We start from the raw sequence: 24,868 nt of genomic DNA on the forward strand, positions 1-24,868 counted from the left end.
TTCCCGCGCTACCTTCGGATCTCGCGGCTCCATTCGGATCTGCACGCACACGTATGGGAACGTGAAGATGAAGACGCTTGCAATGCCGATCGCCAGCCCCAGCACACCCCCGACCAGTGCCCACCCGATGCCGTATTGCCATCCCGTCGCGGCTCCGACCACAGAGCCGAGCGCCGTGCAGACGAGGATGCTGGCATAGAACAGGTTCATCGCCCCCGCAGCATAACGGACCGACGTTCAATGGCCGGCCCGGCACCGACCAAACCTAAGACAACGAGGACCGTTCCGCCGGGCCGGTCCATTCCAGCGGCTGGTTATTCGGCTGCCGAGCGGCCGTCGACTTTGAGCAGAAATGGTTTGCCAGATTCGCGCGGCCGCCAACCATAGGACAACGCGGCTCGGACCAGTCGTTCTGCATCTTTCGGGCTAACGGGCCGCTTCAGCGTTCGGCCCATGTAGAACTTCGACTCCTGCTCGGGAACTCGCTCGCCGAACAATCCGGTGACACAAAGGCGCGAGCCGTTCTTCTCGGCATGCTGGACGATGAGGGACAGCGCGACGCGACCATTCGTATCGCTCGCGGCTTCGGAAACGACGTACCGGAACCGTTCGCCGTCGATCGTGAGGTTGTTACTGCCCGTGTGTTTGAGCACCGATGCCTCAGCCGACTAACGGACAGACATTCACTGGCCGGCCCGGCGCCGACCACGCTTGCGGATCACGAGGACCGTTCTGCCGGGCCGGTCCAGTGCAATAGGCGAGGAAAAGGGACATCCAGAATATCCACACAGGATCGTTGACGGGCCAACACCGCGAACGGATATTCTGGATGTCCCCTTTTCTGGTCCGTCCGAATCAAAGACTCCCGACCCCTTATCTATCACCCGACCCCTTATCTATCACCCCTCACCCTGGATGTCCCCTTTTCCTCACCCTGCAGCTGGTGGCGATTCGACGACTGGGAATCCTTTGCCAGCCGACCGCCGCCGCCGCCGCAGCAATTTGATCACGAGCCAAGTGACGCAGACGATGATTGAAACTGCCATCGGGAAGACGATGGATACGCCGTTGAGGATGAAGTTGTACCGGCCCACGAGCAGCGTGACTTCAGGCGTTTGATCCCCGTACGAGATGTCGAACGAGAACCATTTCGGTTGCCCCGCGTCCCATTCAACCGACGGGCGCAATACCCAGACCGCGACCAGCAGCAGAAACAGAACGGCGGCTATGGCCGCAATTGCATCCAAGGCGCGACGGAGCATCGGAGCTTCCCTCTGCAAGCTAACGGATCGACGTTCAGCGGCCGGGCGGGCACCGGACGCACTATCAAACCACGAGGACCGCGACGCCCGCCCGGTCCGCTGCAATGGGTGGTTATCTGCCGGCCGGGCCGCCGAAAGTCTGGTTGAACGAGCCTGCCATGACCATGTCTCTTGTGAGCAGAAGACAACCGAGGCCCACGCACATGACGAACAGGTGGGACAGCGTCGTCACGACGCGAGATTGGAGTCGCGTTTGAACGGCGACACAAGCCGCCGCGACGGAGATCGGCACGACCGCAAATACGAGCGCCGGGGTCGCGAGCAGCGCCCGCATGCCGAGCGGCAGCAAGTGTGTCTTGCCCCGTGTCAGCATCTCTACGCGGCCCTGAGACTGCCACAGCTGCCAGCACACGGCGCAGGCAATTATTGTTGCAGCCACCAGCGCTGCCCAACTCAGCCAATGGAGAAACCGCTCTTCCACTTCAGTAACACGTTCGATGCTCACAGGCCTCCCCGGCAGATAACTAGTGATTGACCTGACCGGCGCGCGCCGAACATCGTGCCGCGGTCGGCTATTAGGCGCACGCGGCAACTGGCGGTCAAGCGGGGGGTTAGGGGCGGGTGGCATGGCCACGCAGTGGGGGGTCGCGGGAGCGTCGGGTCGAGGTCCCGCGTGGCCATGTCCTTCCTGCTGACCTCAGGCATGGCCACGCTCGGACGGCCTCGTCCGACTGACGCCAAACGCAGGCGTGGCCATGGCACCCGGCGGTCACGCCAGTTCCGCCTCCGGTAAGACGAAGGTGACGCACATCGAATCCGAGTAATCGATCTGCGTCACCTTTTCCCTCCGCGTCACCTTTTCCGTCTCCGACGATCTCCCGAGCGCGTGGCCATGCCACCCGCCGACTAGACGTCCGTCATCGGAGACGGCGCGTCCGTCATCGGAGACGGCGCGTCCGTCATGGGGGTTATTCGGACGTGGGGTGCGGCGGATCAGGCGTGATGTGCGAATAATGCGGGTGGGACGTGGACGCGGGGCGGCGGGGTGTGCGGGCGAGGAAAAGGGGACATCCAGGGCGAGACGTACTCGAGCGATCCGGGCGACTGGGAATTCGCCGGCGCCGCCACGCGGGCGAACTTCACGTTCACGCTGCCCGAGGGCATCGCGCCCGGCACGACCGTGTGGACGTGCGCCGCATGGGTGAGCCGCCGCCAGCAGGCGGGGATGCTCAGTTTGCCGGCATCCACCCGCGTGCAGTTCGGCGGCGTGCAGAAGGCGGCGTGAGGGCGTGACGATTACCGTGCCACCGTGACGCGTGAGCCAGTTGCCACAGGTCGCGGTACGCCGAGACCTGTGGCCTTCGTCTTTGTCCGGCGAATTAGCCACAGGTCTGCGAGTACGCCGACCTGTGGCACCCGGCTGGAAGCTAGCGGTCGCGCAAGAGCAATGGCAGCACAATCGCACCAAGCCCAAAAAAGACGAGGGCGAAGCAATCGATATCCTCTTGGAACTTCATGGCGTCCCCGGCAAACGTTGCGGAGATGCCCGCGCATGAGAAGAAGACCGCGTAGGGCAAGAAGTTGATCCGACTTCGGGAAGGTCGCGGGTTCGGCGATTCGTAATCGAGCGGGTTACGCTGCATAACAGACATCTCGTGCGCACAGTAAACGCTTTCCACGGCGAGCGGCCGGGTGCCACGGTACGGTACTCCGTGCCGTGCTTGGGGTCGATGGCACGTCGCGCACGGCACGGCGAGTACGCCGTACCGTGGCACCCGGCCGAGACCTGTGGCACCTGGCAGGCGGTCACTGGTCGGCGTTGGCGATGGGGTGGACGTTCTGCACCTCAAACGCCCGGCGCTCCGCGACGGGCGGGCGGTCCACGAAGACGGCTGCGACGAGGGCGCCGATCCCCATGGCGTGGAGGATCGCGAGCCCGTAAGAGACCATCACAACCGTCTGGCCTTGGATGCCGGCAACGGTGCTCAAGTACGCGCTCAGGGCCGGGCCCGCCCATCCGCATACGAGCATCAGCCCCAGCCCAATCGCGGCAAGGGCCGCCGCGCGCGGCGCACGCCGCCGCCACCTCGCTGCGAGAATGATCCCGCCGATGAGGACGACGAGTTGAAGCGCGATCGCCAGGTATGCCAGGATGGCGAACAGGTACGATTGCATGAGGACCCGTCCGATCAGCGAGAGGGTTGACGCATCTGCGCCGCACCGCCGTTGATTATCCCGTGCGCGTTCCATGCGACGGAAGGCACGGGCGGGCAAGCCGCCCGTGGCACCCAGGTTGAACGCGTTCCGGTGCTGGTTAATCCAGCAGGTTCAGCGTGCTGAACTCGCCGCTTTCGAGGAACTCCAAGGACGCCCCGCCGCCGGGAGGCATAAAGGGGTCGGGAGTCATTGTTCCACCGCATTAAAGACTCCCGCCCCCTTTATCTCCCCGTGCCGACTTGTGGCACCCGGCTACTTGACCATAAGTCGGTACCAAGCCACGTACAACCCGCGCGCCACGATCAAGCCGAGACCGATGCAGAACAAGAACGCAGCCCACCAAACCGCAGTAAATGTGGTGACGCGAATCGTCGCGATTTGGCCGCCGTGCTTCAGGTGGCGGGCCACATCGGGGAAAATCATGGTGGCGACCACATCGGCAAAGTCGCGGCCAACGTAGCAGAAGACCACCATAGACAGGATGAGGAACGCAAAGCCGACGACGTCGTCGGAGGACTTGGTTGGTTCGGGAGTACGTTCCATCACATCAACCCTGCAAATCAAGGCGATAGGCGAGGACGCCACGTCGCCCGGCTTCACTAGTCCAGTAAATTCAACGTGCTGAACTCGCCGCTTTCGAGGAACTCCAGGCTCGCCCCGCCGCCGGTCGAGACGTGGCTGACTTTTTCGCTGAGGCCCAGTTGTTCGACGGCGGCGGCGGAATCGCCGCCACCGATGATGGTGATGGCGCCGTTCTTCGTCGCGGCGGCGCAGGCTTGGGCGACGGCCTTGGTGCCGGCGGCGAAGGGCTTTTTCTCGAAGACGCCCATGGGGCCGTTCCAGATGACCGTCTTGGCGCGGGCGATCTCGGCGGCGTACAGGGCGGCGGTCTTGGGGCCGATGTCGAAGCCTTCCATGTCAGAGGGGATGTTGCCCTCGACGATGCGCGTGACGGCGTCGTCGGACATCTTGTCGGAAATGACGGTGTCGACGGGGAGCTTGATCTTGCCGGCGGCCTTGGCGAGCAGTTCCTTGGCGAGGTCGACTTTGTCCTTCTCGACGAGGCTCTTGCCGACTTCCTTGCCCTGGGCCAGGAAGAAGGTGTAGGCCATCGCGCCGCCAATGAGCAGCGTGTCGGCCTTGGACAACAGGTTTTCGATGACGGCGATCTTATCGCTGACCTTGGCGCCGCCCATGATGGCGACGAAGGGCTTTTGCGGGGTGGTGATGGCTTCGCCGAGGAACTTGAGTTCCTTTTGGATGAGGAAGCCGATGACGCGCGGGCGGCCGGTGAGGGCCTGGGGGACGCCGAACGTGCTGGCGTGCTCGCGGTGGGCGGTGCCGAAGGCGTCGTTGACGTAGACGTCGGCCAGCTTGGCCAACTGGGCGGCGAACTCGGGGTCGTTCTTCTCTTCCTGCTTGTAGAAGCGCAAATTCTCGAGCAGCGCGACCTCGCCATCGCCTAGGCCGGCGACGGTCTTCTCGACGTCGGCGCCGATGCAATCATTGGTGAAGTGGACGGGCTTGCCCAGCAGCTTGGCCAATCGCTCGGCGGCGGGCTTCAGGGAGAACTTGGGCTCGGGGCCACCCTTGGGCCGGCCGAGGTGGCTCATCAGAATGAGGCGGCCGCCGCGGTCGAGGACGTTCTTAATGGTCGGCAGCGCCTGGGCGATGCGGCGATCGTCGGTGATCTGGCCGTTCTCCAGCGGGACGTTGAAGTCCACCCGCATCAGCACCCGCTTGCCCTTCACATCCACATCCGCAACAGTTTTCTTTGCCATTTTGATATCTCCGAGAGTGTTTTACCTAAGCGCGGCGATGCTACGGGGCGGGCGGGGCAAGTCAAGTTAAGGCGGGGTGAGGATGGGGTGAAGGGGTGAAAGTGGAAATCGCCTTGTCACCGCTTCACCTTGCCCCTATCTCTCCGCGACGCGCTGAACGACAATGGTCGCAACAGGAGCAGACATGGCGACTCTCGATGAATTGCTGCCGTTGATCGATGCGCTGTCGGCCGATGAGAAGCGGGCGCTGGCGGAACATTTGTCGCGCACGGCCGCGGGAAAGCCGGCGGAGAAGGCGCCGGCGAAGAAACGCGTCATTACGCATCCCAGCGGGCGGGGTGGTGCGCCGATGGCGCGGATCGTGATGCCGAACAAGCGGCCGGGGAAGTAACAGGTTGGGGCGGCTTCATCGGGTTCCCTCTCCCTCCGGGCGAAGGTCAGGGTGAGGGCGGGTGTTGCGGGAGAGCGTCGACTAAGCACGCGTTGTCCCACGTTCGGGTCCTCACCCCGGCCCTCTCCCGGCGGGATAGGGAGAGACTTGCGGACCAAGTAAAAGTTCACCTGCATTCCTTCGTGTCCGCCTTTGCGTTCTTCGCGCCTTTGTGGCTCCCTGTAATTGGGTCGCGGCTCCGCCGCGTGGCAAAGACAGAAGACAGAAGAGACACAGGCAAGAATGCCTGTGCCACAGAAGAGAGGCAGAGAGAATACGGGGGAAACGAAGACGGGGGGAGAGACAGGCAGGAATGCCTGTCCTACAGAAGAGGTGGTTCGACAGGGTCGGACCGCCTTCCCCCTCCGCACTCCGCAATCCCCCCTCCACTTCCACCGTTCCTTCCCCTCCGCCGCCGTCGGGCTTAAACTTCAGGCATGGACCCCCTGCTAGACACGCTGAAGTACGATGCGAACGGCCTGATCCCCGCGATCATCCAGGATCACGCGACCGGCCAGGTGCTGATGTTCGCGTTTATGAACCGCGTTTCGCTCGAGAAGACGATCGAGACCGGCCAGACGCACTTCTTCTCGCGCAGCCGAAACAAGCTGTGGCTGAAGGGCGAAAGCAGCGGCCACACGCAGGACGTGAAGTCGATCGCGACCGATTGCGATAAGGACGTCGTCCTGATTAAGGTCGAACAGCACGGGGCGGCGTGCCACGACGGGTACTACTCCTGCTTCTATCGCCAGCATGAGAAAGAGGGCGATTGGAAGATCATTGGCACGAAGGTGTTCGACCCGGAGAAGGTGTATACGAAGTAAGGGCGCGACCCTCCGGCCCCTCTCCCGGTACTCCGGGAGAGGCTGGGTGAGGGTGATTCGAATGACTAGCGAAACAAGAATGACCAATGACAAAATCCGAATGACCAATGAATGACCAAGCACCAATGTCCAGATGAAAACCGCGTTCATCGGTCATTGGTCATTGGGGCTTGATTGGTCATTCGGGTTTGGTCATTGGTCATTTATCGGCACCCCCTCACCCATGTCTTCCTCCGCCGATTCCAACCACGACCTGCCGCTTGCCGCCGGCCGCGATGGGGCGTCGCTGGTGTTGCCGTGGCTGACGGCGGCGTGGTTGGTGTCAATCGTGTTCGGCGCGGTGCTGCTGCCGCTCGTCGGTTCGCCGGCGGGCAACGAGATGACGCTCGACCGGGCGTTGTTCGTCGCCACCAACGCCGCCACGCTGACCGGGTTCGGTGGCGCGGGGATGGATACGCTGAACGTCATCGGCCGCAACGTGCTGCTGATGCTGACGGCCGGGGGCACGATCTACACGCTGACCGTCGGTGGCACGCTGCTGTCTCGCATCCTGCGCCTGCCGTACACCGCGTGGGACCTCTTCTGGGTCGCCGCGATGGCGGTTGGGGCGATCTTCCTGCTGGTGACGATCGCCACCCCCAGCCGATCGGTCGAGCTGATGCAACAGCTGTCGCTCGGCGGTTTAGGTAACTCTGGATTGATCGTCGGTGGGCGGCCACCCGCGGTCGACCGGCCGATCGTTCACCTTATCGTATTGCCGCTGGCGGTACTTGGCGGCCTTGGTTTGCCGGTGCTGCTGAACTTATGGCACGCACTGCGCCGCCGCGAGGCGGTTCACCCGTACGTAAGTCTCGTGTTGCGCCTGACGGCCGGCGCGTACCTGCTGGGCTTTGCGATCATCTTCGCCTGCCACCTGCTCGACGGGCGGATGGGCACGTCGATGGTCGTGTCGTCGTCGGTGGCGTCGCTGGACGCGCGATCGCTGGGGATGGGGTTCGAGTCGATCTCGAATTGGCCGCGGACGGTGCCATGGGTGCTCATGCCACTGATGATCCTCGGCGCAGCGCCCGGCGGCACCGCCGGTGGCATCACGCTGCTGGCGCCGGTGCTGCTGTGGATTGGCCTGCGTCGCACGTTCTCCGGCGAGTCAGCCGGGCGAGCATTCGGCATCGCCTGCGTGTGGCTGGTGATCTATACCGTCGCCCTCAGTCTGACGACGCTCGGCCTGGTCGCGACCACGCCGCAGGTCGGGGGCGATCGATTGCTGTTCATGGCCGTCAGCGCCGTGGGCACGGTTGGGCTGTCACACGAACCGGTTTCGATCGTCGGCCCGCCGCTGCACGTGCTGACCCTGGCGATGCTGTTCGGACGATTGGCGCCGTTAGCGGTGATGGCTTGGCTGGATGATCGCGATTGATGTGCGGCTTGGGGTCGCGGCGTACGCCCTCCACCCGTGGCATGGGCGTCTCGCCCATGCATGTGGCTGGAACGAGTGTCGCTATTGATAGCAAATAGCGCCAACGAAGCGGCAACTAACTAAACAAGTCTTTCGGCCTCAACGCGGTCATGGGCGAGACGCCCATGCTACGTTCGGATGCGGATCAACCGATCTACTCGCGGGGCGACAGGTCGTACACGAAGTACGCATCGCCCGGGGCCGTGAAGACCGGCTTCCCACCCAACGCTTCATCGAACGATCGCGTCGTCACGATATACCGCGCGCCCCATTTCTCCGCGGTCGCCCGCAGATATTCCGGCGGCAGGTCGTTGTAGATCCGCCGGATCTCACGCAGCGTCGCGGGCATGGGCGTGGACAGCGTGCGCAAATCGTCCAGATCCAGCACGCTTTCCAGCCGATCGCGCCATTGCGGCAGTTCGGTCGACAGTTGCGGCACGCCCTTGAAGTTCACCACGATCGCCCGCCGGGCAGCCAGGCGGAACGTCTCCTCGTCCGGCGGCACCAGGAAGACCGCATCGGGTGGCGTGCGCTTACGCGCCCAAGCCGTCACGGCGTTCATGCCCGCGTCGGGCCGGGGAATCAGCAGGCCATAATTCTCCGGCGACCAGCCGAACAGCGTCAGCGATCCCAGCGCCAGCAACGCCGCCCCGTACACTTGCTGCCGGCGATAGATGTAGCGGTCGACCAAGATGGTGAGGAACGGGATAAGCGACAGCCCACACGCGATCACCATCGGCCGGGCGTTCAGCGTCTGGAAGAACGGATCGTCGATCAGGAACCGCTGGCCGTCGGTGAACCGCAGCGTCGCGTAGATCAGTCCCGCCGGCAGCGCCAGCGCGACGAGCGGCCGCGACAGTGCCCACAGCGGGCGCACGTGGCTGATCCAGATCGCCACCGCGATGCACAAAAACAGCTGCGGGTAGATGCTGAAGCGGAAGAGGCTCATCTGCACTAGCCGCTCGTCGATGAACGTCCAACCGGCGAAGTAGAACGCCGCGCCCAAGATCGCCAGGAACAAAATCGTCAACCGCGTGCCGCGCAGCCAGGTAATCGGCACCACCCCGACCGCCCGCCCCACCTGTGTCGCGCGCCACGCCGCCCACATCGCCGGCAGGATCGGCCAGGCGCAGGCGATCCACATCGCCTTTGGCCAGCTTAGCGGGTCGTAGTGATGCGGGTGGCGCAGGTGGACGTACAGGTCCAGGAACTCCTGCAGCGGCAGCTTCGCGCCCGTCTGCGGCATCGCCCGCAGAGCCAGCAGGATGCTGACGCCCGCCGGGACCAGCGCGACGAGGGTGGAGAAGATCTTCGTCCAGTTCAACGATTGGAAGACGACCGGATCGTGTACCGGTTCCAGCCGGCCGCGGAGGGTGTCCCAGGCGTCCCAGAACAGAATGGCGAGCCAGATCACCGGCGCGACCACCGCATAGTTCAGGTGAAACGCCGCCGCGATGCCAAACCCCACCGCTGCGGCCATAGGCCGGTTCAGCAGCCACAGCAGGATGCCCCACAGCAGCGCGACGCTGGAGATGTTGCTCGGCAGAAACGCGCTGTCCTGCAAAAACCCGTACGCCCCCAACGCCGCCCCACCGCCCGAAGCGTAAACGAACAGCACCGACAGCATGTACGCGAATCGCCCACCCCCTGCCCGGCGGGTCAGCAGGAACCACGCCGTGTGCAATAGCACGACCAGCCCGAGGTAGCCGAGGAGGAACGCCGTCTGAATGTTCGACCACAGCAGGCGCGTCAGCAGGCCGAACAGCGCATGGTATTGAAACGTCTCGGTGGTGAACCAGTCGTTGGCCAGCGTCGACCGGTTCATCTTGTGCAGGCCGTCGAGCAGGTAGACCGTGTGATTGCTCAGCCCGAACTGGTAGTACCCCAGCACCAGCGTCACCACGACACCGTACGCGATAGCGAACCCATCGGCCCAGCTGAACCCCCGCCGCTCGCGCAACGGGTCGTCGACCAAGGAAATCTGCGGATTGAGATAATGTGATTCCAAGCGGGGCGAACAATAAAGGCTCGCCCCGCACGCCGCAACGTTCGCGATGAGTGGGAACAGGCTTGGTAACGGAACTCAACGGAGGATGAACCGCTGCCGACCACGGTCCACCGACAAATAACATTTCAAAGTCCGATAAATACCTTTGCAATCGCACGGCCGATTCGCTTTGCTAGGGGTTAACCCACTTCGGCAGGGAAGGTGAGCATGTCACACGCGGATACACCCACAACGCAAGTGAAGTCGTCGACGCAGGCGAAGCAGACGCCCAAGTCGTTGCCGCCGTACAAGGTGGTGTTGTTGGACGACAACGACCACACCGTGGAGTACGTGATGGTGATGCTGAAGCAGCTGTTCGGCATTCCGCAGGAGGCCGGTTACCTGCTGGCGATGGAGGTCGACGCCAACGGCTGGGCGGTGGTGGTGACGACGCACAAGGAGCGCGCCGAGCTGAAGCGCGAGCAGATCCACGCCTACGGCCCCGACCACGCCGTCGCGACGTGCAAGGGCAGCATGAGCGCCTACATCGAACCGGCCGACGCGGGCGCGTGAGGGAAAGCGTGAGGACGTCGCGTCTCTTGCGGCCGCCTTGACCGTGGCATGGGCGTCTCGCCCATGCTCGAAAAAAGGTGAGAAAGTTCATTTGTGGCCTACGACTCCGTCGGCAACGTCTGCCACAAATAGTGACACCCGTGCTGGCCACACGCATGGGCTCTGGCGCCCATGCCACGGGCATGCCTCGGCGTCCGGATCGGCCAACCTTGCGGTTTATGACGACGGCGTGACGCGCGCATTTCACCACTCAACCCGCCGCCGATCGGCAATACCCATCGCATCACGGCGGTGTCGCGGGTAGATTCCCACCACGTATGAACATCACGAAAGCCGTCATCCCCGCTGCCGGGTTCGGAACCCGCATGTTGCCCGCCGCCAAGGCGGTGCCGAAAGAGCTGTTGCCGATCCTCGATCGCCCGACCATCCAGTTCGTCGTCGAAGAGGCGGCCGCCGGTGGCATCGACGACGTGCTGCTCATCACCTCGCGCGACAAGCGCGCCGTCGAAGATCACTTCGACCGCAACAAGGAACTCGAGGACCGCTTGAAGGCCGGCGGCAAGGAAGCGCTGCTCGCATCGCTGGCGAAACTGGCCAGCGTGAAGGTGCACTCGGTGCGCCAGCCCGACCAGCGCGGCTTGGGCGACGCCGTCTACCAGGCCAAGCGCCACGTCGGCAACGAGCCGTTCCTCTGCCTGCTGGGCGACACGATCTTCAGCGGCGACGTCGGCCCGGCATCGCAGTTGGTCGAGGCGTACAAGGAGTTCGGCACGAGCGTGATCGGCGTCGAAGAGGTGCCGCCGGAGAAGGTGGACCGCTACGGCATCGTGGGCGGCGAGATGGTGCGCGACGGCGTGCTGCGGTTGAACGCGCTCGTGGAGAAGCCGTCGAAGGAGAACGCGCCGAGCCGTTACGCGATCGCGGCGCGCTACGTGCTGTCGCCGCGCATCTTCGACGCGCTGGAACGCACTCCTGCGGGCAAGGGTGGCGAAATTCAACTGACCGACGCGATGAAGTTGCTGCTCGCCGACGAGCCGATTCACGCGGTGGTGCTGAAGGGCAAGCGCCACGACATCGGCAACCCGGTCGACTGGCTGAAGACCAACCTGCTCTACGCGTGGCGCGACGCGAAGCTGCGCGAGCAGATCGAACCGATGCTGCGCGAACTCCTGCGATAGCGCGGCGTACTGAATAAGAGATTGCGCCGAACGCAAAAGAAAGTGTTGACCGATTGAGAAACCATTCTATGCTGTAATGCATAGTTGTTTCGAACGGATCGAGAGCGGTGGCTCCCCTCGATCCGTTTTTTTATGCGCCGCGCGAACGACGTGCGCGCCCGCCGACACGATGCACGTCACGTCTTGCTGCTTCGCACGTCTCGTTGTGAAGCCCACGTGACGAAAAGATAATCGTCTTCTCGCAACCGTCATTCACCCCATCGTCATCCTGAGGTACTCCGGAGGATCTCCCCCCGTATTCACTTTGAACAGGAAGAGATCCTTCGGAGTACCTCAGAGGGTATTTATTCAGTTTGGTCCCCTCTCCTGGTACTCCGGGAGAGGGTTAGGGTGAGGGTGATTTCGATCGACGGAACTCGTCAGCAGTTCGAAAGCACCCTCACCTAGCCTCTCCCGGAGTACCAGGAGAGGGACCGGAGCGAGCTCGCCGCTCTTGATAAACACCCTCTCAGGATGACGCACGTGGCTCCTTCGGGGCGGGATGCGCCGCTCCGGCCGTGGCATGGGCGCCAGAGCCCATGCATGTGGATTGGAAGAGGAAGTACGATTTGGTTGTTGCCGCGCCGACCAAACCGTTGAAACAAAGTAACTCTTCCGGCCTCACCACACGCATGGGCGAGACGCCCATGCCACGGTCGGAGCGGACGCGGCGTCGTTATTTAACACCCTCTGAGGTACACCGAAGGATCTCTTCGTCTCACGTAGCACGGGCGGCCCGCCCGTGGAGCCGCGGTACCCCGCGGTGTCGGACGGTACGCCGTCCGAAGCAAAGCGCGTGAGCGATCTCCTATCCGGTCTTCTCTGAAATCCGTTCGCTGGCGCGATTGCTTATTCGGATGGAGTACCATCCGACGCGTCGGCGTACCGACGCCATGGGCGGGCCGCCCATGCTACGGTGAAGTCCGCGCCGAAGCGGCGGCGGCTCCGGCGAGTAGCATGCCGTTACTCCTGCGGGCGTTCATGTTGTGCGTTCAACTGCATCGCGCTTTGGGCTGGGTCGGTCTCGCCGGGGGGCTTGGCGTAATCTTTGCCGAGGAACTGGCGGAGTTGTTCCAGCGTGACGGCCGGCACGCGATGGATCGCAGAGTTTCGCTCGGCCAGTTGCACGCCGATCACCTGGTTGCCGAACAGCACGGGACCGCCGGGCGTTGCGGGGTGCTTGGTCGCCTCGATCGTCCAGGGTGCCTTGGCGGACGGGCGCTCGGCCTTGCAGTCGGCGAACTCCAGCGTCACCTCGAACAAATTCATGCCGAAGTAGCCGCACGTGCGCATCTCGCCGCCGCTGTTGATCTTGGCCGCATCGAAGCTGTCGGCGAGACGGAGGGCCTTCATCGGTGGCCCCTTCACACGCAGCAGCGCCAGGCCCAGCTTGTCATCGGCGCGAACCAGTTCGAACGGCACGGCGTCGCCACCGCGATCGGTGAGTTGCGGGTTGATCGCATCGACCACCACGCGCGCGCTGGTGACGACGAGGTCGGGCGCGACCGGAAATGCCACCGCGCGCTCGTTGCGTAACTCGACCTGCCGACCAACGTGGGACGCGGGGTTGTGATTCTCCACCGACGCGTTCACGCCGCCCGGCGTTGCATCCACCGGCGCGGTCGCGGCGTCCGTGGGCTCGGTCGTGGTGTCGGTGGGTTCCTCGGTGGGCGCCTCGAACTTCAACTCTCCGAGCGGCGTGGTAAAGGGCTCGGCCTCAGTCTGCCCGGCGATCCACTCGGCGACCTCGGTGTCGGGGATGCTCGTGCGCTTGCCCTCGTGTTCAACGATGTAGACGCCGTCCCCCTCCTCCACCTTCCCGTTCACCCGGCGGCCATCCTTCAACACGAGCGTATCCGCCAGCGCCACACTGGCGCATGCGACAACCACGGCAACAAACGACATCAACGAACGGCGGTACATAACGGCATCCTTCCCGAACAACGGGCAACGCGGTCGGGAGTTCATCAGGCGTCCCCAGTGCAGCGCGCGGCAGGCTCCCCAACCCGTACTACATGGGAAGACGCCCGGCGTTGCAAGTCGTTACGTTAAGGATGCGTTAAGACGGCCAATTACCGCTTTTTAGCGATGAACGACATTAAATCATGAACTTCCATGCAATTGATTACGCTGCCCACCGTCGTGCCCGCTCGGCGGGCGACGTTGATGCCGTAGATCATCTCGGTCAAGCCGCTCACGCTGTGCGCGTCGGTGTTGATCGACAGCATCACGCCCGTCTCCAGCGCGGCCCGCGCGTTCACCTCGTTCAGGTCCAACCGCGGATAGCCGGCGTTAATCTCCATGGCCGTTCCGTTCTTGGCGGCCACCGGGAACAGCTGCGCGAAGTCCAACGGCAACCCCTCACGGCTGTTGATCAACCGGCCGGTCGGATGGCCGATGATGTTCACGTAGCGCGTGTCGATCGCCCGCTTGATGCGGTCGGTCGCCTTCTTCGAATCCTGCTTCAGCGACACGTGCGGGCTGGCCACCACGATGTCCAGTTCCTTCAGCACGGCGTCGTCGAAATCCAGCCGCCCGTCGACCAGAATATCGACCTCGCAGCCGGCTAGCAGCTTGATGCCCTTGATCTTGTCGGCCACCTTGCGAATGGCGGCGACGTGCTTCAACAAGCGATCAGCGGTTAAACCGTTGGCGATCACCTGACTCTTGGAATGGTCGGTGATCGCCAGGAACGCGTATCCCATCGCCTTGGCAGCCTCGGCCATTTCTTCGATGCTGTTGGTGCCGTCGGACGCCGTCGTATGCGTATGAAGGTCGCCGCGAATGTCGGCCAGCTGAATCAGCTTCGGCAGCGTGCCGGCCTCGGCCAGCGCCACCTCGCCGCGGTCTTCGCGCAGTTCCGGTTCGACGTACGCCAGGCCCAGCGCCGCGTACACGTCGGCTTCGGTCCTGCTCGCGATCGGCGCGAGCTTCGGCGCCTCGGCCGTCTTCTTGGCAGCCTTTTCGTACTTCGCCAAATCGTACAGTCCCCACTCGCTAAGGGTCATGCCCTTGTCGAGCGCCCGGCCACGGATGCGCACGTTGTGGTCCTTGCTGCCGGTGAAGTAGAGCAGCGCGGCACCGAAGTTTTCTTCGGGCACCATGCGCAGATCGACCTGCAACCCACCGGCCGTCAGCACACTGGCCTTGCTGGCCCCTTGCCCGAGGATGTGCTGTACCTCCGGGAACGCCACGAATAGCGCCGCGATGGCGACCGGGTCGGCCTTGTCGGTCAGCGCAGCGACGATGTCGACGTCGCCGATCGTCTCTTTCCGCCGCCTTAGGCTTCCCGCGACCTCGGCCCGGGCAATGCCCTTCAGCGCCCGCACGCGCTCGATCAGGCTCTCGCCCATCGGCAGCGCCTCCACGATGCCCACGCGCCCCTTCGCCTGGGCCCGCAGCGCGATGCCCTGCTTAATCGAGTCGATCTTCTTGGCGCCAATGCCCTTCAGCCCGTCCAGCTTGCCCTCGTCGATCGCCCGCACCAGTTCTTCCTGGTTGGTGATGCCGCGCTCCTTCCAGAGCAGCGAGATCGTCTTCGGCCCCAGGCCCGGAATCTCCAGCATCGGCAACAGGCCGGCCGGCACGCTGGTCGAGACTTCCTCGAAGTCGACACTGCGGCCGTTGCGGATGTAGTCTTCAATGATCTTCCGGCTGGCCGGGCCGATGCCCTCCAGGTCCTTCAGGGTGCCGTCGTCGTGGGCCTTCTTGATGTCGAAGGTCATGTCGTTCAGGATGCGCGACACCTTCGAGAACGCGATCGCCTTGAAGACGCTTTCCCCTTTGATCTCCATAACGGCGGCCATGATGCGGAAGATTTCGGCTAGGTCGTGGTTCAGGGCCATAACTCCAGTGTACAGTCTGTCGCATGCGCCTCCACGACCTCGTCATCACGCTAGACGAAATCGCCCCGATTCGCTTTGCCGAAACGTGGGACAACGTCGGCCTGCTCGCCGGCGATCCGCAGCAGAGCGTCAGCAAGGCGATCCTGACGATCGACTACACCCCCGCCGTCGCCGCTGAAGCGACCGCGATCGGGGCGGACGTGGTGATCGCGTATCACCCGCCGATCTTTACACCAGTAAAGCGACTGACGGCCAACTCGTCGTCCGGCCTGGTCTTCGATGCCATCCGACGAGGCGTGGCGATCTACTCGCCGCACACCGCGATCGACGTGGCGCCCGGTGGCACCAACGACATGCTGGCCGACGCGCTCGGACTGCCCGCGGACGACCGCCAGCCGCTGCGCATCGTTCAACCGAAGGCCAATCAGTACAAGCTGGTGACGTTCGTGCCGAAGGATGCGCTCCCGCGCGTTAGCGAGGCCCTTTTCGCCGCTGGCGCGGGGCATATTGGCAATTACAGCCACTGCAGCTTTCAGATCGACGGCCGAGGCACGTTCGTGGGTGAAGAAGGGACGAACCCGACCGTCGGCCAGTCCGGCCGATTGGAAACGACCGCCGAGGTGCGGCTGGAGACCGTCCTGCCCATCGCGCGCCTGAACGATGCCCTGACCGCCCTTCGCGCCAGCCATCCCTACGAGGAACCCGCGTTCGACCTCGTGCAGTTGGCCGCACCACCGGAGAAGACCGGGCAGGGCCGGATCGGCAACCTTAAACAGCCCGTTGCGCGCCGCGAGCTGATCGAGCGCATCAAGACCGCCTTAAACCTCGATCACCTGCTGATCGCCGGCCCGACCGATGGCGACGCGACCCGGCTGGCCTGTTGCGCCGGCAGTTGTGGCGACCTGCTCGACGACGCGATCGCCCAGCACGCCGACCTCTACCTCACCGGTGAGATGAAGCACCACGAAGCCCTCCGCGCCGCCGCAAGCGGCATGACGGTCATCTGCACCCTGCACAGCAACAGCGAGCGGGCGGTGCTGCGGCGTATCCAAGCCAAGTTGCGCGACGCGCTGCCCAACTTCCCCACGCACGTCAGCGAACACGACCGCGACCCGTTCGTGATTGTGTGATTCTCTTACCCCTCTCCCGGTACTCCGGGGGAGGCTGGGTGGGGGTGATTTCCGATTCCATTGAAACAGATCCTTCGCTCCAATTTTTGCCCGCTAGCCCATCCGTCGCGCATCCGCATACAATACCCACCAACGATCGACCGCCGTCGCACCTGCGCGTGCGACGAACGGCCGACGAGCAACGAAGGAACCACGAAACCTTGGCTGAACTGAAACGTACCGATCTCTCCGTCCGCCAGGAGCGGGCGATCCTCGTCGGCGTCATCCTGCCCGGCACGACCGCCGACCCGCGCGATCCGCTGGGCGAGCTGGCCTCGCTCGCCAAGACCGCCGGCGCCAAGCCCGTCGCCACGCTGCTGCAGCGGCGCCAGCGCGTTGACCCCGGCACCTATCTCGGCAGTGGCAAGGCCCTCGAGATCGCGCACCTGGCGATGGAACACAAGGCCAACGTCGTCCTGTTCGACAACGAGCTTACCCCCAGCCAGATCGGCGCCCTCGAGAAGATCATCAACGAGGAGGCCAAAAGCCCGCGCAACCAAGGCATCAAGGTCCTGGACCGCAGCGAGCTGATCCTCGACATCTTCGCCACCCGCGCGCAAACGCACGAGGCCAAGCTGCAGGTGGAACTGGCGCAGCTGCAGTACACCTTCCCGCGCCTGGCCAAGATGTGGGGCCACTTGGAACGCATCGCCGGCAGCGGCGCGGGCATGGGCATCGGCGCGCGCGGTCCGGGTGAAACGCAGCTGGAAACCGACCGCCGAATCGTGCGCAAGCGCATCGCCGATTTGCGCGACGACATCGGGCAGATCCAGGAGCGCAAGACGCGGCTGGTGTCGGAGCGCACGCGGCACCACTTCACGGTCTGCGTCGTCGGCTACACGAACGCCGGCAAGAGCACCCTCTTCAACACGCTGACCGCCGCCGGCACTTACGCCGACGACAAGCTGTTCGCCACGTTGGACACGAAGACGCGCGCCTGGAAGCTGGAGAAGGGCACCGAGGTGCTGTTGAGCGACACGGTCGGCTTCGTGCGCGACCTGCCGCACAACCTCGTCGCGTCGTTCAAGGCGACGCTGGAAGAGGCCGTGAACGCCGACCTGCTGCTGCACGTCTTAGACGTCGGCCATCCGCACGCCGAGCAGCAGTTCAAGAGCGTGCACGACGTGCTCGACGAGATCGGCGCCAAGGGCAAGCCCGAGGTTCTGCTGCTGAACAAGATCGACACGCCCGAGGGCGAAGAGGCCATGTCGTTCTGGCGCGCGCTGCACAGCGACGCGATCGCCATCAGCGCCAAGACCGGCGCCGGCCTCGACAAGCTGCACGAGGCCGTCTACCAGTTCGTGCGCGGCCAGCAGGTCGACGTGACGCTGGAGGCCGACGTGACCAACGGCAAGCTGCTGGCCTTCCTGGAGAGCAACACGCGCATAAGCGACCGCCAGTTCATCGACGGCGACGGCCGCGTGCAGGTCCGCACCATCATGGGCCGCCAAACCCTCGCCGACCTCGCCCGCAACGGCCAGATCGACATCAAGACCGTCGAACCCGCCGGTGAGGTTCGGTAAGGCGCGTTGTCTCGCGGCTGACAGTCTCCCTCTTCTGTAGGACAGGCATTCCTGCCTGTCTCTCCCCCCGTCTTCTGTGGCACAGGCATTCTTGCCTGTGTCTCTTCTGTCTTCTGTCTTTGCATTGGTGGGGCAGACATTCTTGTCTGCCCCGCGGCGGCAGCCGTGATCCACTGATGAGGAGAGGGAGCCACGAAGGCGCGAAGGACGCGAAGGCGGGCACGAAGAGATGCAGGTAAAATTGAGGTGGGCCAGTAATCCTCCCCCTCTCCCTCCGGGAGAGGGCAGGGGTGAGGGCCCGAAGGTGGGATGAACTTGTGCTTAGCCGAAGCTCGCTCGCCTAACCGCCGTCACCCTAGGCACTGTCTGACGGATCGCGCACTGGCGAAAGGTATGTCATCCCGACGGGAGCCTTGGCGACCTGAGGGATCTCCCACTGGCGTGAATTGCTCGTCCATCGAGATCCCTCAGGTCGCCTTAGGCTCCCTTCGGGATGACAACCACACGTATGGGCGCTCACTATGATCCGTCAGACAGTGCCTAACGCTCTCCCCGGAGAGAGACGGAACCAGCCCGCATCCCGCAAATCCCACCCTTCACCCCGGCGGCCGCCACAGCGTCCACGTCACCGTCAGGCTTCCCGCCGCCAATTGCTTTGCATCCCAGATCGGCGTGATGAACTCCAGTTCGACATACCCGCTGCCCGCCGGTTCGTCCGGCTGCGTGTAGAGCTGCGCTCGCTCGGCGGGATCAAGCGGCCCCTCCTTTGGCGAGAACGCCGCCTGCTGCATAAAGAACGTATCGCCGATCTTCACGCGCATCTTGTCGGCTTCAATCCCCACCTTCGCCGACGTCGGCGGGCGCGTGAAGATCACGTCGCCCAGCCCGATGGGCGACGGTTGCGGCGCCGGCCAACGGCCTTTGAATTCCTCAAACGCTTTCGGATAAACCGCGCTGTTGAGCCCCCCCGGCGACCGCGCGAAGAGCGGCGTGACGATCACCTCGTCCACCACGGGCAACTGCGTCACCGTCCACAGCCCCACGCCGTGGGCCTTGGCGGGGTCCACCACTTCCACCCGGTTGACGACCGTCATGCGCGGCTGCCCCTGCACCAGCGACAGTTCCCGCACGATGCGCACGCCGTACGCGTCGATCACCGGCGACGTCATCACCAGCCCGTCCTTCGTCGTTCGCACCGTGTACGGTTCCTTCGGTGGATCGCCCGGCGGTGGCCACGCCTTGCCGTTGCGCTTCTCCCAATCCGCCTGCGGCCACAGCCACACCTTGTCGCCGCCCCAGTTCTTCCACGCGTCCTTGCTCAGGTCCGATTGCGGGTTCACCCACAGCACGTTCGGCCCGCCGATAAAGCGGAACTCGGTGATGCGCCCCTTGGCCGGCTCGACGATCACCTCGATCATGTCGTTCGCCAGCCGAACCACCTGCTGGCCATCGGGGCTCGTCAACGTAGTCGTCTGCACCGCCGGGGCACGCTGTGCGCACCCCGCGCCGGTCACGGCAAGCACGGCCAGCAAGGGGATGGCGATGAAGTGGGTGAGTTGTTTCATGACGGCCGACACTATACCGGGCCCCCCATCGCTGACGCGAACCGAACAAACTGGCAGCGTCCCGACTAACGTTCGGTATCCTTCCGACACCTCTCATGCACAAGGAGCCAGAACAACGATGAGCCAGACCACCCCCGCCGACGTTCCGCCCGCCCAAGCCATGCTGCAATTGATCGGCGGCTTCTGGGTGTCGCGCGCCCTCTACGCGGCCGCCACGCTTGGGTTGGCAGACCTGCTGAAGGACGGCCCCCGGTCGGCCGACGCGCTGGCCGCCGCCACGGGCATGAAGGCCCGGCCGATGTATCGCCTGCTGCGCGCCCTGGCGAGCGTGGGCGTTTTCCGCGAGCGCGCCGACGGCACGTTCGAGCTGACCGCCGTCGCCGCCACGCTGCGGTCCGATGTGCCGGATTCGCTGCGCGCCACGGCGATGTCCGAACTGGGGCCGTCGCACTACGGCGCGTGGGGCGAGATCCTGCACAGCCTGAAGACCGGCGACCCGTCGTTCGACCACGTCCACGGGATGCCGGTCTTCGAATGGTTCGGCCAGAACCCCGACCGCGCCAAGATCTTCAACCAATCCATGACGGAATTCTCAACGATGGTCGAGGCGGCGGTCGTCGAGGCGTACGACTTCTCCGCCTGCGGCACGATCGTCGACGTCGGCGGTGGGCACGGTTCATTCCTCGCCGGCATCCTGAAGAAATGGCCGTCGCTGCGCGGCATCGTCTACGACAGCCCGCAGGTCGTCGCGGGCGCTGCGCCATTACTGGCCAGCGCCGGATTAACCGACCGCTGCACAACCGCGGCCGGCGACTTCTTCCAATCGGTGCCGGCCGGTGGCAACACCTACGTGATGAAGCACATCATCCACGACTGGTACGACGACCGCTGCCAGGCCATCTTGGGCCACTGCCGCAAGGTGATGAAGCCGGGCGACCGCGTGTTGATCGTCGACCAGGTGCTGCCAGGCGGCAACGAGCCCTCGATCGGCAAGTTCACTGACCTAGTCATGATGATCATGCCCGGCGGCATGGAGCGCACCGCCGCCGAGTTCGAATCGCTCGTCACCCGCGCCGGCCTCCGTTTCGGCCGCATCGTGCCGACGAAGTCGCCGGTCTGCGTGGTCGAGGCGTTCGCTTAACCGCGAGGGATGTCCGCTTCCTGCCGTGGCATGGGCGTCTCGCCCATGCATGTCAGCAGAAGAGGGGACTCGATTTACTTCAATTGCTCTTAAACGTCTCCTCAACCAAAAAAGACTTTCTCCTCCGGGCCAGTGCATGGGCGAGACGCCCATGCCACGGTAAGCCGATCTCGCACGCGCACCCTCGCCCCTTCGCGTCTCGGCCGCTTCGCGGTAATCTGCCTCGCTGGATCGTCAGACGAAACAACAACCACGAGGCCCGCTATGTCCATCGCCCCCTTCACGCAGCGTCCCGCTTACACGGCTTTGAAGAAGCACCACGACGCCATCAAGGGCCAGCACCTGCGCGAGCTGTTCAAGTCCGACGCCTCGCGCGGCAGCCGAATGACGCTGGACGCCTGCGGCCTCTACATCGACTACTCCAAACATCGCGCGACGGATGAAACGCTGAAGCTCCTCCTCCAACTCGCCCGCGAGAGCGACCTCGAAGCCCGCCGCGACGCGATGTTCGCTGGCGAGCGGATCAACATCACCGAGGACCGGGCCGTCCTTCACACCGCCCTTCGCGCGCCGCGCAGCGCCACGATCAACGTCGATGGGAAGAACGTCGTGCCCGATGTCCACGCCGTGCTCGATAAGATGAGCGCCTTCGCCGACAAAGTTCGTTCGGGCGACTGGAAAGGCTTTTCGGGCAAACCGATCAGGAACATCGTCAACATTGGCATCGGCGGGTCCGACCTTGGCCCCGTCATGGCGTACGAGGCCCTTCGCAAATACAGCCAGCGAAACCTGACGTTCCGCTTCGTCTCCAACGTCGACGGCACTGATTTGCACGAGGCCACCATCGACCTCGATCCGGCTGAAACGCTCTTCATCATCGCCAGCAAGACCTTCACGACTCAAGAGACCATGGCCAACGCGCAATCTGCCCGCGCGAAGTTCCTGAACACCGCTAAGGACGAATCTGCCGTCGCCAAGCACTTCGTCGCCCTCTCAACCAACGCCGCCGAAGTGAAGAAGTTCGGCATCGACACCGCCAACATGTTCGAGTTCTGGGATTGGGTCGGCGGGCGCTACTCGATGGAATCCGCCATCGGCCTCTCCACCATGCTCGCGGTCGGCCCCGACAACTTCCGTCGGATGCTCTTCGGCTTCCATCAGATGGACGAACACTTCCGCACCGCGCCGCTCGAGAAGAACGCCCCCGTGCTGCTCGCGTTGCTCGGCGTGTGGTACGTGAACTTCTTCAACGCCCAGACGGTCGCCGTCCTGCCGTACGACCAGTACCTGAAGCGCTTCCCCGCGTATCTGCAACAGCTGACCATGGAGAGCAACGGCAAGAGCACCAGGCTCGATGGCCAGCGCGTGAACTACGAGACCGCCCCCATCTACTGGGGCGAACCCGGCACCAACGGCCAGCACTCGTTCTACCAACTGATCCACCAGGGCACGAAGCTCATCCCCTGCGACTTCATCGGCTTCGCCAACACCCTCAACCCGCTCGGCAACCACCACGACCTGCTGATGGCCAACATCTTCGCCCAGGCCGAAGCCCTCGCCTTCGGCAAGACCGCCGACGAACTGAAGGCCGAGCAGACGCCCGCCGATCTCATCCCCCACAAAACCTTCGAAGGCAACCGCCCGTCCACGGTCATCCTCGCCGACCGCCTCACCCCCGAAATCCTCGGCTCGCTGATCGCCCTCTACGAGCACATCACCTTCACGCAAGGCATCCTCTGGTCCATCGACTCCTTCGACCAATGGGGCGTCGAACTCGGCAAGGTACTGGCCAAGCGCATCGTCCCCGAACTGGAATCGAAGGAAGCGCCCAAGCTGGAACACGACAGCTCGACGAACACCCTCATCTCCCGCTACCGCAAACTGCGCGGGCGGGCGTAGTTCGCCTATCCACGGAGAAAGCGAACGCGAAGGCGCGATGGCGCGAAGAATGCCGCGAAGGGTGGGCAACGCGGCATCCGTCGTCGCAAGTGGCAGAAGCGGGAGAAGTGAACAGTGCGTCCCACCCGAATCCTTTACTTCGCCGTGGCAGGCGTCTGGGCCTTCGCCGTTGGCTTCTTAGCGTGGATCGTGGTGGCCGTGCTCACGTCACAAATGTTCAAAGAGGTGGAAGGCTGGCAGAGCGCCGCGCCGCTACTACTTCAACTCGCGGTATTTCTTGCCACATCCATCTGGGCGTTCCGAAACTACACGAAGGGAATGCGCCCGCCCATGACTTAAAGCAATTCCGCTCCGGCCCCCGTTAACCTAGCCACCTTGGCTAATCGCCAAACTTGCGTTCTTGCCCGTCTCTCTTCTGTAGGACAGGCATTCCTGCCTGTCTCTCCCCCCGTATTCTCGCTGCCTCTCTTCTGTGGCACAGACATTCCTGTCTGTGTCTCCCCCCGGGCTTCTCGTCTGTCTCCTGCATCGGACGGGGCGGACATTCTTGTCTGCCGCGCGGCGCTAGGCGCGATCACACAAGGGGAGCCACGAAGGCGCGAAGGCGGACACGCAGAATAAGGTTCAACCCCAGAGGACACAGAGAGCACAGAGGCAGACACAGAGCCAAGCCCTCTTCATTGGGATTTGGGCCCTGGTCATTTGTTTGGCATTGGGGCTTGGGAGTTTGAATTCGTGAATACGGGGGGACAGAAGACGGGGGGAGAGACAGGCAGGAATGCCTGTCCTACAGAAGAATCCCGCACACCCCTTCGCGGCCGCCTTCGCGTCATCGCGCCTTCGCGTTCTCCGCCGCCCCCTCCCTCATGCCGCGCTTTGAAACCGCGGCGCCTGGTCGAACCGGATCGGTGTCTCGCAGGCGAAGACCGTGCTGACCGGGTTGCTGAAGGCGCCCGTTTCGCCGCGGCGGGTGACCCAGCGGGCGACGAAGGTCATGCGGTCGCCGAACGATTGGGCGCGGGCGGGCACGGTAAAGCGGTGCCGCGTGAACGTGCCGACCAGCCGCCAGTTCAATTCGATGTCGCCCGGCGGATCGCCGGCGGCCGTGCCGAGGGGCTGGATGAACTCGAACAGCTGCAGGCCCACCGTGTCGCGCGGGCGGGCCGTGCGATGGCGGTGGCCCGAGTGGACCGCCGTCAGCGTCGTCTCGCCATGTCGCCCCGTGACGACCGTCAGCACCGGTTTGCCATCGGGTGGACCGACGTGGCGCACGCGCCGCTTCGCTGGCCGCAGTCCCAGGTTCACCTTGAGCGCCGGCGCCAGCTCTGAATCGCTTCGCAACCGCTGGGCCATCGGTCGCACGATGCGCTCGGCCGCCCGGCGGGCGATCGTTTTCGTCAGCACCATGGCCCGCGTGCGCGTGATCGGCTCCCGGGCCGCCACCAGCGCTAGCCGGTACGTTCGCACCCGGTCCGCGACCTCGTCGGCCCCGGCCTGCGACACGCGATAGGCCGCTAAATCGCGCAGCAGTTGTCGCGCGAAGCTCTTCATCCAGATCGCCGCGTGCAGGTCCTGTTCCGGAATGTAATCGGCACCCATTCGACTCGCTCCCATCCGCGCCCGCGCGCACCGGCCACCGCCAATCGGTAGTGGGCCAGCCAGGCGTGGCACGGGCTTTCAACCCGTGTCTTCAATCGCCCCATGGATTGAAAACCCATGCCACCTCAAACCGATCCACCGGCCAGCGGCCACGGTTGTCTTATCGTCGCAATTCCTTGTTTAGTGCAGTTTTCGAGATGAAAACCCCGGTTCGCTCGCCGCCCCACCCCCGCGGCTGATCGTCCGCGCCCCGTGCGAATGTCCGCCGACGCCTCGGCCAGTTGTCGCAAACGCCCGCGGACATTCGCCGCACCCGCGTCCAATCTCCCGAGCCCCCGGCGGACCTCCGCCCGCGCTCCGTCCAACTTCCCGCCACTCGC

Annotated in this window: 24 protein-coding genes; 11 read left to right on the plus strand and 13 right to left on the minus strand. The window is 64.2% G+C overall.

From position 1 onward, the window contains the following. The 4 genes from VGN72_21385 to VGN72_21400 all read right to left on the minus strand — a co-directional run. On the minus strand, positions 1–210 hold a 210-nt coding region (locus tag VGN72_21385), incomplete at its 3' end, for a hypothetical protein (protein ID HEV7301902.1). 104 nt (positions 211–314) lie between these two features. After that, on the minus strand, positions 315–653 hold the full coding sequence (locus VGN72_21390; protein ID HEV7301903.1) for a hypothetical protein: 339 nt from the start codon (positions 651–653) through the stop codon (positions 315–317). Between the two features lie 276 nt (positions 654–929). Continuing rightward, positions 930–1,262 carry a hypothetical protein gene (locus tag VGN72_21395; protein ID HEV7301904.1) on the minus strand — a complete coding sequence of 111 codons (333 nt, stop codon included), beginning with the start codon at positions 1,260–1,262 and terminating at the stop codon, positions 930–932. 112 nt (positions 1,263–1,374) lie between these two features. Next, the gene (locus VGN72_21400; GenBank protein ID HEV7301905.1) at positions 1,375–1,767 is read right to left on the minus strand and encodes a hypothetical protein; all 393 of its coding nucleotides are present in this window, start codon (positions 1,765–1,767) and stop codon (positions 1,375–1,377) included. Positions 1,768–2,307: 540 nt separating this feature from the next. On the opposite strand from VGN72_21400, the gene VGN72_21405 reads away from it, so the two are divergent. Further along, positions 2,308–2,547 carry a hypothetical protein gene (locus tag VGN72_21405; GenBank protein HEV7301906.1) on the plus strand — a complete coding sequence of 80 codons (240 nt, stop codon included), beginning with the start codon at positions 2,308–2,310 and terminating at the stop codon, positions 2,545–2,547. Between the two features lie 142 nt (positions 2,548–2,689). On the opposite strand, the gene VGN72_21410 is transcribed toward VGN72_21405, so the two are convergent. The 4 genes from VGN72_21410 to VGN72_21425 all read right to left on the minus strand — a co-directional run bounded on the left by VGN72_21410 (position 2,690) and on the right by VGN72_21425 (position 5,260). Further along, entirely contained in the window at positions 2,690–2,905 is a 216-nt protein-coding gene (locus tag VGN72_21410) for a hypothetical protein (GenBank protein ID HEV7301907.1), read from the minus strand. A gap of 163 nt (positions 2,906–3,068) precedes the next feature. Continuing rightward, complete coding sequence (locus VGN72_21415; GenBank protein ID HEV7301908.1) at positions 3,069–3,437, minus strand: hypothetical protein; 369 nt, start codon at positions 3,435–3,437, stop codon at positions 3,069–3,071. A gap of 294 nt (positions 3,438–3,731) precedes the next feature. Continuing rightward, positions 3,732–4,022, minus strand: a complete 291-nt coding sequence (locus VGN72_21420; GenBank protein HEV7301909.1) for a hypothetical protein — start codon at positions 4,020–4,022, stop codon at positions 3,732–3,734. A 56-nt stretch (positions 4,023–4,078) separates the two neighbouring features. Further along, entirely contained in the window at positions 4,079–5,260 is a 1,182-nt protein-coding gene (locus VGN72_21425; protein HEV7301910.1) for a phosphoglycerate kinase, read from the minus strand. A gap of 184 nt (positions 5,261–5,444) precedes the next feature. On the opposite strand from VGN72_21425, the gene VGN72_21430 reads away from it, so the two are divergent. The 3 genes from VGN72_21430 (at position 5,445) to VGN72_21440 (ending at position 7,931) form a co-directional block, all read left to right on the plus strand. Next, positions 5,445–5,651, plus strand: coding sequence for a hypothetical protein (locus tag VGN72_21430; protein HEV7301911.1), 207 nt, complete (start codon positions 5,445–5,447; stop codon positions 5,649–5,651). Positions 5,652–6,127: 476 nt separating this feature from the next. Next, entirely contained in the window at positions 6,128–6,514 is a 387-nt protein-coding gene (gene hisI / locus VGN72_21435) for a phosphoribosyl-AMP cyclohydrolase (GenBank protein ID HEV7301912.1), read from the plus strand. 223 nt (positions 6,515–6,737) lie between these two features. Continuing rightward, entirely contained in the window at positions 6,738–7,931 is a 1,194-nt protein-coding gene (locus VGN72_21440) for a hypothetical protein (GenBank protein HEV7301913.1), read from the plus strand. Positions 7,932–8,124: 193 nt separating this feature from the next. Here VGN72_21440 and VGN72_21445 read toward each other — a convergent pair whose 3' ends face one another. Then, positions 8,125–9,978, minus strand: coding sequence for a DUF6798 domain-containing protein (locus VGN72_21445; protein HEV7301914.1), 1,854 nt, complete (start codon positions 9,976–9,978; stop codon positions 8,125–8,127). Positions 9,979–10,185: 207 nt separating this feature from the next. Between VGN72_21445 and VGN72_21450 the strand changes: the two genes are divergently transcribed. Both VGN72_21450 and galU read left to right on the plus strand, forming a co-directional pair. Next, positions 10,186–10,530, plus strand: a complete 345-nt coding sequence (locus VGN72_21450; protein HEV7301915.1) for an ATP-dependent Clp protease adaptor ClpS — start codon at positions 10,186–10,188, stop codon at positions 10,528–10,530. Positions 10,531–10,847: 317 nt separating this feature from the next. Continuing rightward, positions 10,848–11,708, plus strand: a complete 861-nt coding sequence (gene galU, locus VGN72_21455; protein ID HEV7301916.1) for a UTP--glucose-1-phosphate uridylyltransferase GalU — start codon at positions 10,848–10,850, stop codon at positions 11,706–11,708. A 1,002-nt stretch (positions 11,709–12,710) separates the two neighbouring features. Here the strand turns inward: galU and VGN72_21460 are convergent. After that, complete coding sequence (locus tag VGN72_21460) at positions 12,711–13,670, minus strand: trypsin-like peptidase domain-containing protein (GenBank protein ID HEV7301917.1); 960 nt, start codon at positions 13,668–13,670, stop codon at positions 12,711–12,713. 149 nt (positions 13,671–13,819) lie between these two features. Then, the gene (gene polX, locus VGN72_21465) at positions 13,820–15,592 is read right to left on the minus strand and encodes a DNA polymerase/3'-5' exonuclease PolX (GenBank protein ID HEV7301918.1); all 1,773 of its coding nucleotides are present in this window, start codon (positions 15,590–15,592) and stop codon (positions 13,820–13,822) included. A 23-nt stretch (positions 15,593–15,615) separates the two neighbouring features. Between polX and VGN72_21470 the strand changes: the two genes are divergently transcribed. Both VGN72_21470 and hflX read left to right on the plus strand, forming a co-directional pair. After that, positions 15,616–16,722 carry a Nif3-like dinuclear metal center hexameric protein gene (locus tag VGN72_21470; GenBank protein HEV7301919.1) on the plus strand — a complete coding sequence of 369 codons (1,107 nt, stop codon included), beginning with the start codon at positions 15,616–15,618 and terminating at the stop codon, positions 16,720–16,722. A gap of 200 nt (positions 16,723–16,922) precedes the next feature. Further along, positions 16,923–18,284, plus strand: coding sequence for a GTPase HflX (gene hflX, locus VGN72_21475; GenBank protein ID HEV7301920.1), 1,362 nt, complete (start codon positions 16,923–16,925; stop codon positions 18,282–18,284). Positions 18,285–18,880: 596 nt separating this feature from the next. Here hflX and VGN72_21480 read toward each other — a convergent pair. After that, complete coding sequence (locus tag VGN72_21480) at positions 18,881–19,849, minus strand: hypothetical protein (protein ID HEV7301921.1); 969 nt, start codon at positions 19,847–19,849, stop codon at positions 18,881–18,883. Positions 19,850–19,967: 118 nt separating this feature from the next. On the opposite strand from VGN72_21480, the gene VGN72_21485 reads away from it, so the two are divergent. The 3 genes from VGN72_21485 (at position 19,968) to VGN72_21495 (ending at position 23,228) form a co-directional block, all read left to right on the plus strand. After that, positions 19,968–20,990, plus strand: coding sequence for a methyltransferase (locus tag VGN72_21485; protein HEV7301922.1), 1,023 nt, complete (start codon positions 19,968–19,970; stop codon positions 20,988–20,990). A 264-nt stretch (positions 20,991–21,254) separates the two neighbouring features. Next, the gene (gene pgi, locus VGN72_21490) at positions 21,255–22,889 is read left to right on the plus strand and encodes a glucose-6-phosphate isomerase (GenBank protein ID HEV7301923.1); all 1,635 of its coding nucleotides are present in this window, start codon (positions 21,255–21,257) and stop codon (positions 22,887–22,889) included. A gap of 114 nt (positions 22,890–23,003) precedes the next feature. After that, positions 23,004–23,228: a hypothetical protein gene (locus VGN72_21495; protein HEV7301924.1), complete on the plus strand. Its 225-nt coding sequence runs from the start codon at positions 23,004–23,006 to the stop codon at positions 23,226–23,228. Positions 23,229–23,753: 525 nt separating this feature from the next. On the opposite strand, the gene VGN72_21500 is transcribed toward VGN72_21495, so the two are convergent. After that, positions 23,754–24,488: a hypothetical protein gene (locus VGN72_21500; protein ID HEV7301925.1), complete on the minus strand. Its 735-nt coding sequence runs from the start codon at positions 24,486–24,488 to the stop codon at positions 23,754–23,756. Positions 24,489–24,868: the final 380 nt, after the last annotated feature.

Source organism: Tepidisphaeraceae bacterium, from assembly GCA_035998445.1.
Classification (GTDB): domain Bacteria; phylum Planctomycetota; class Phycisphaerae; order Tepidisphaerales; family Tepidisphaeraceae; genus DASYHQ01.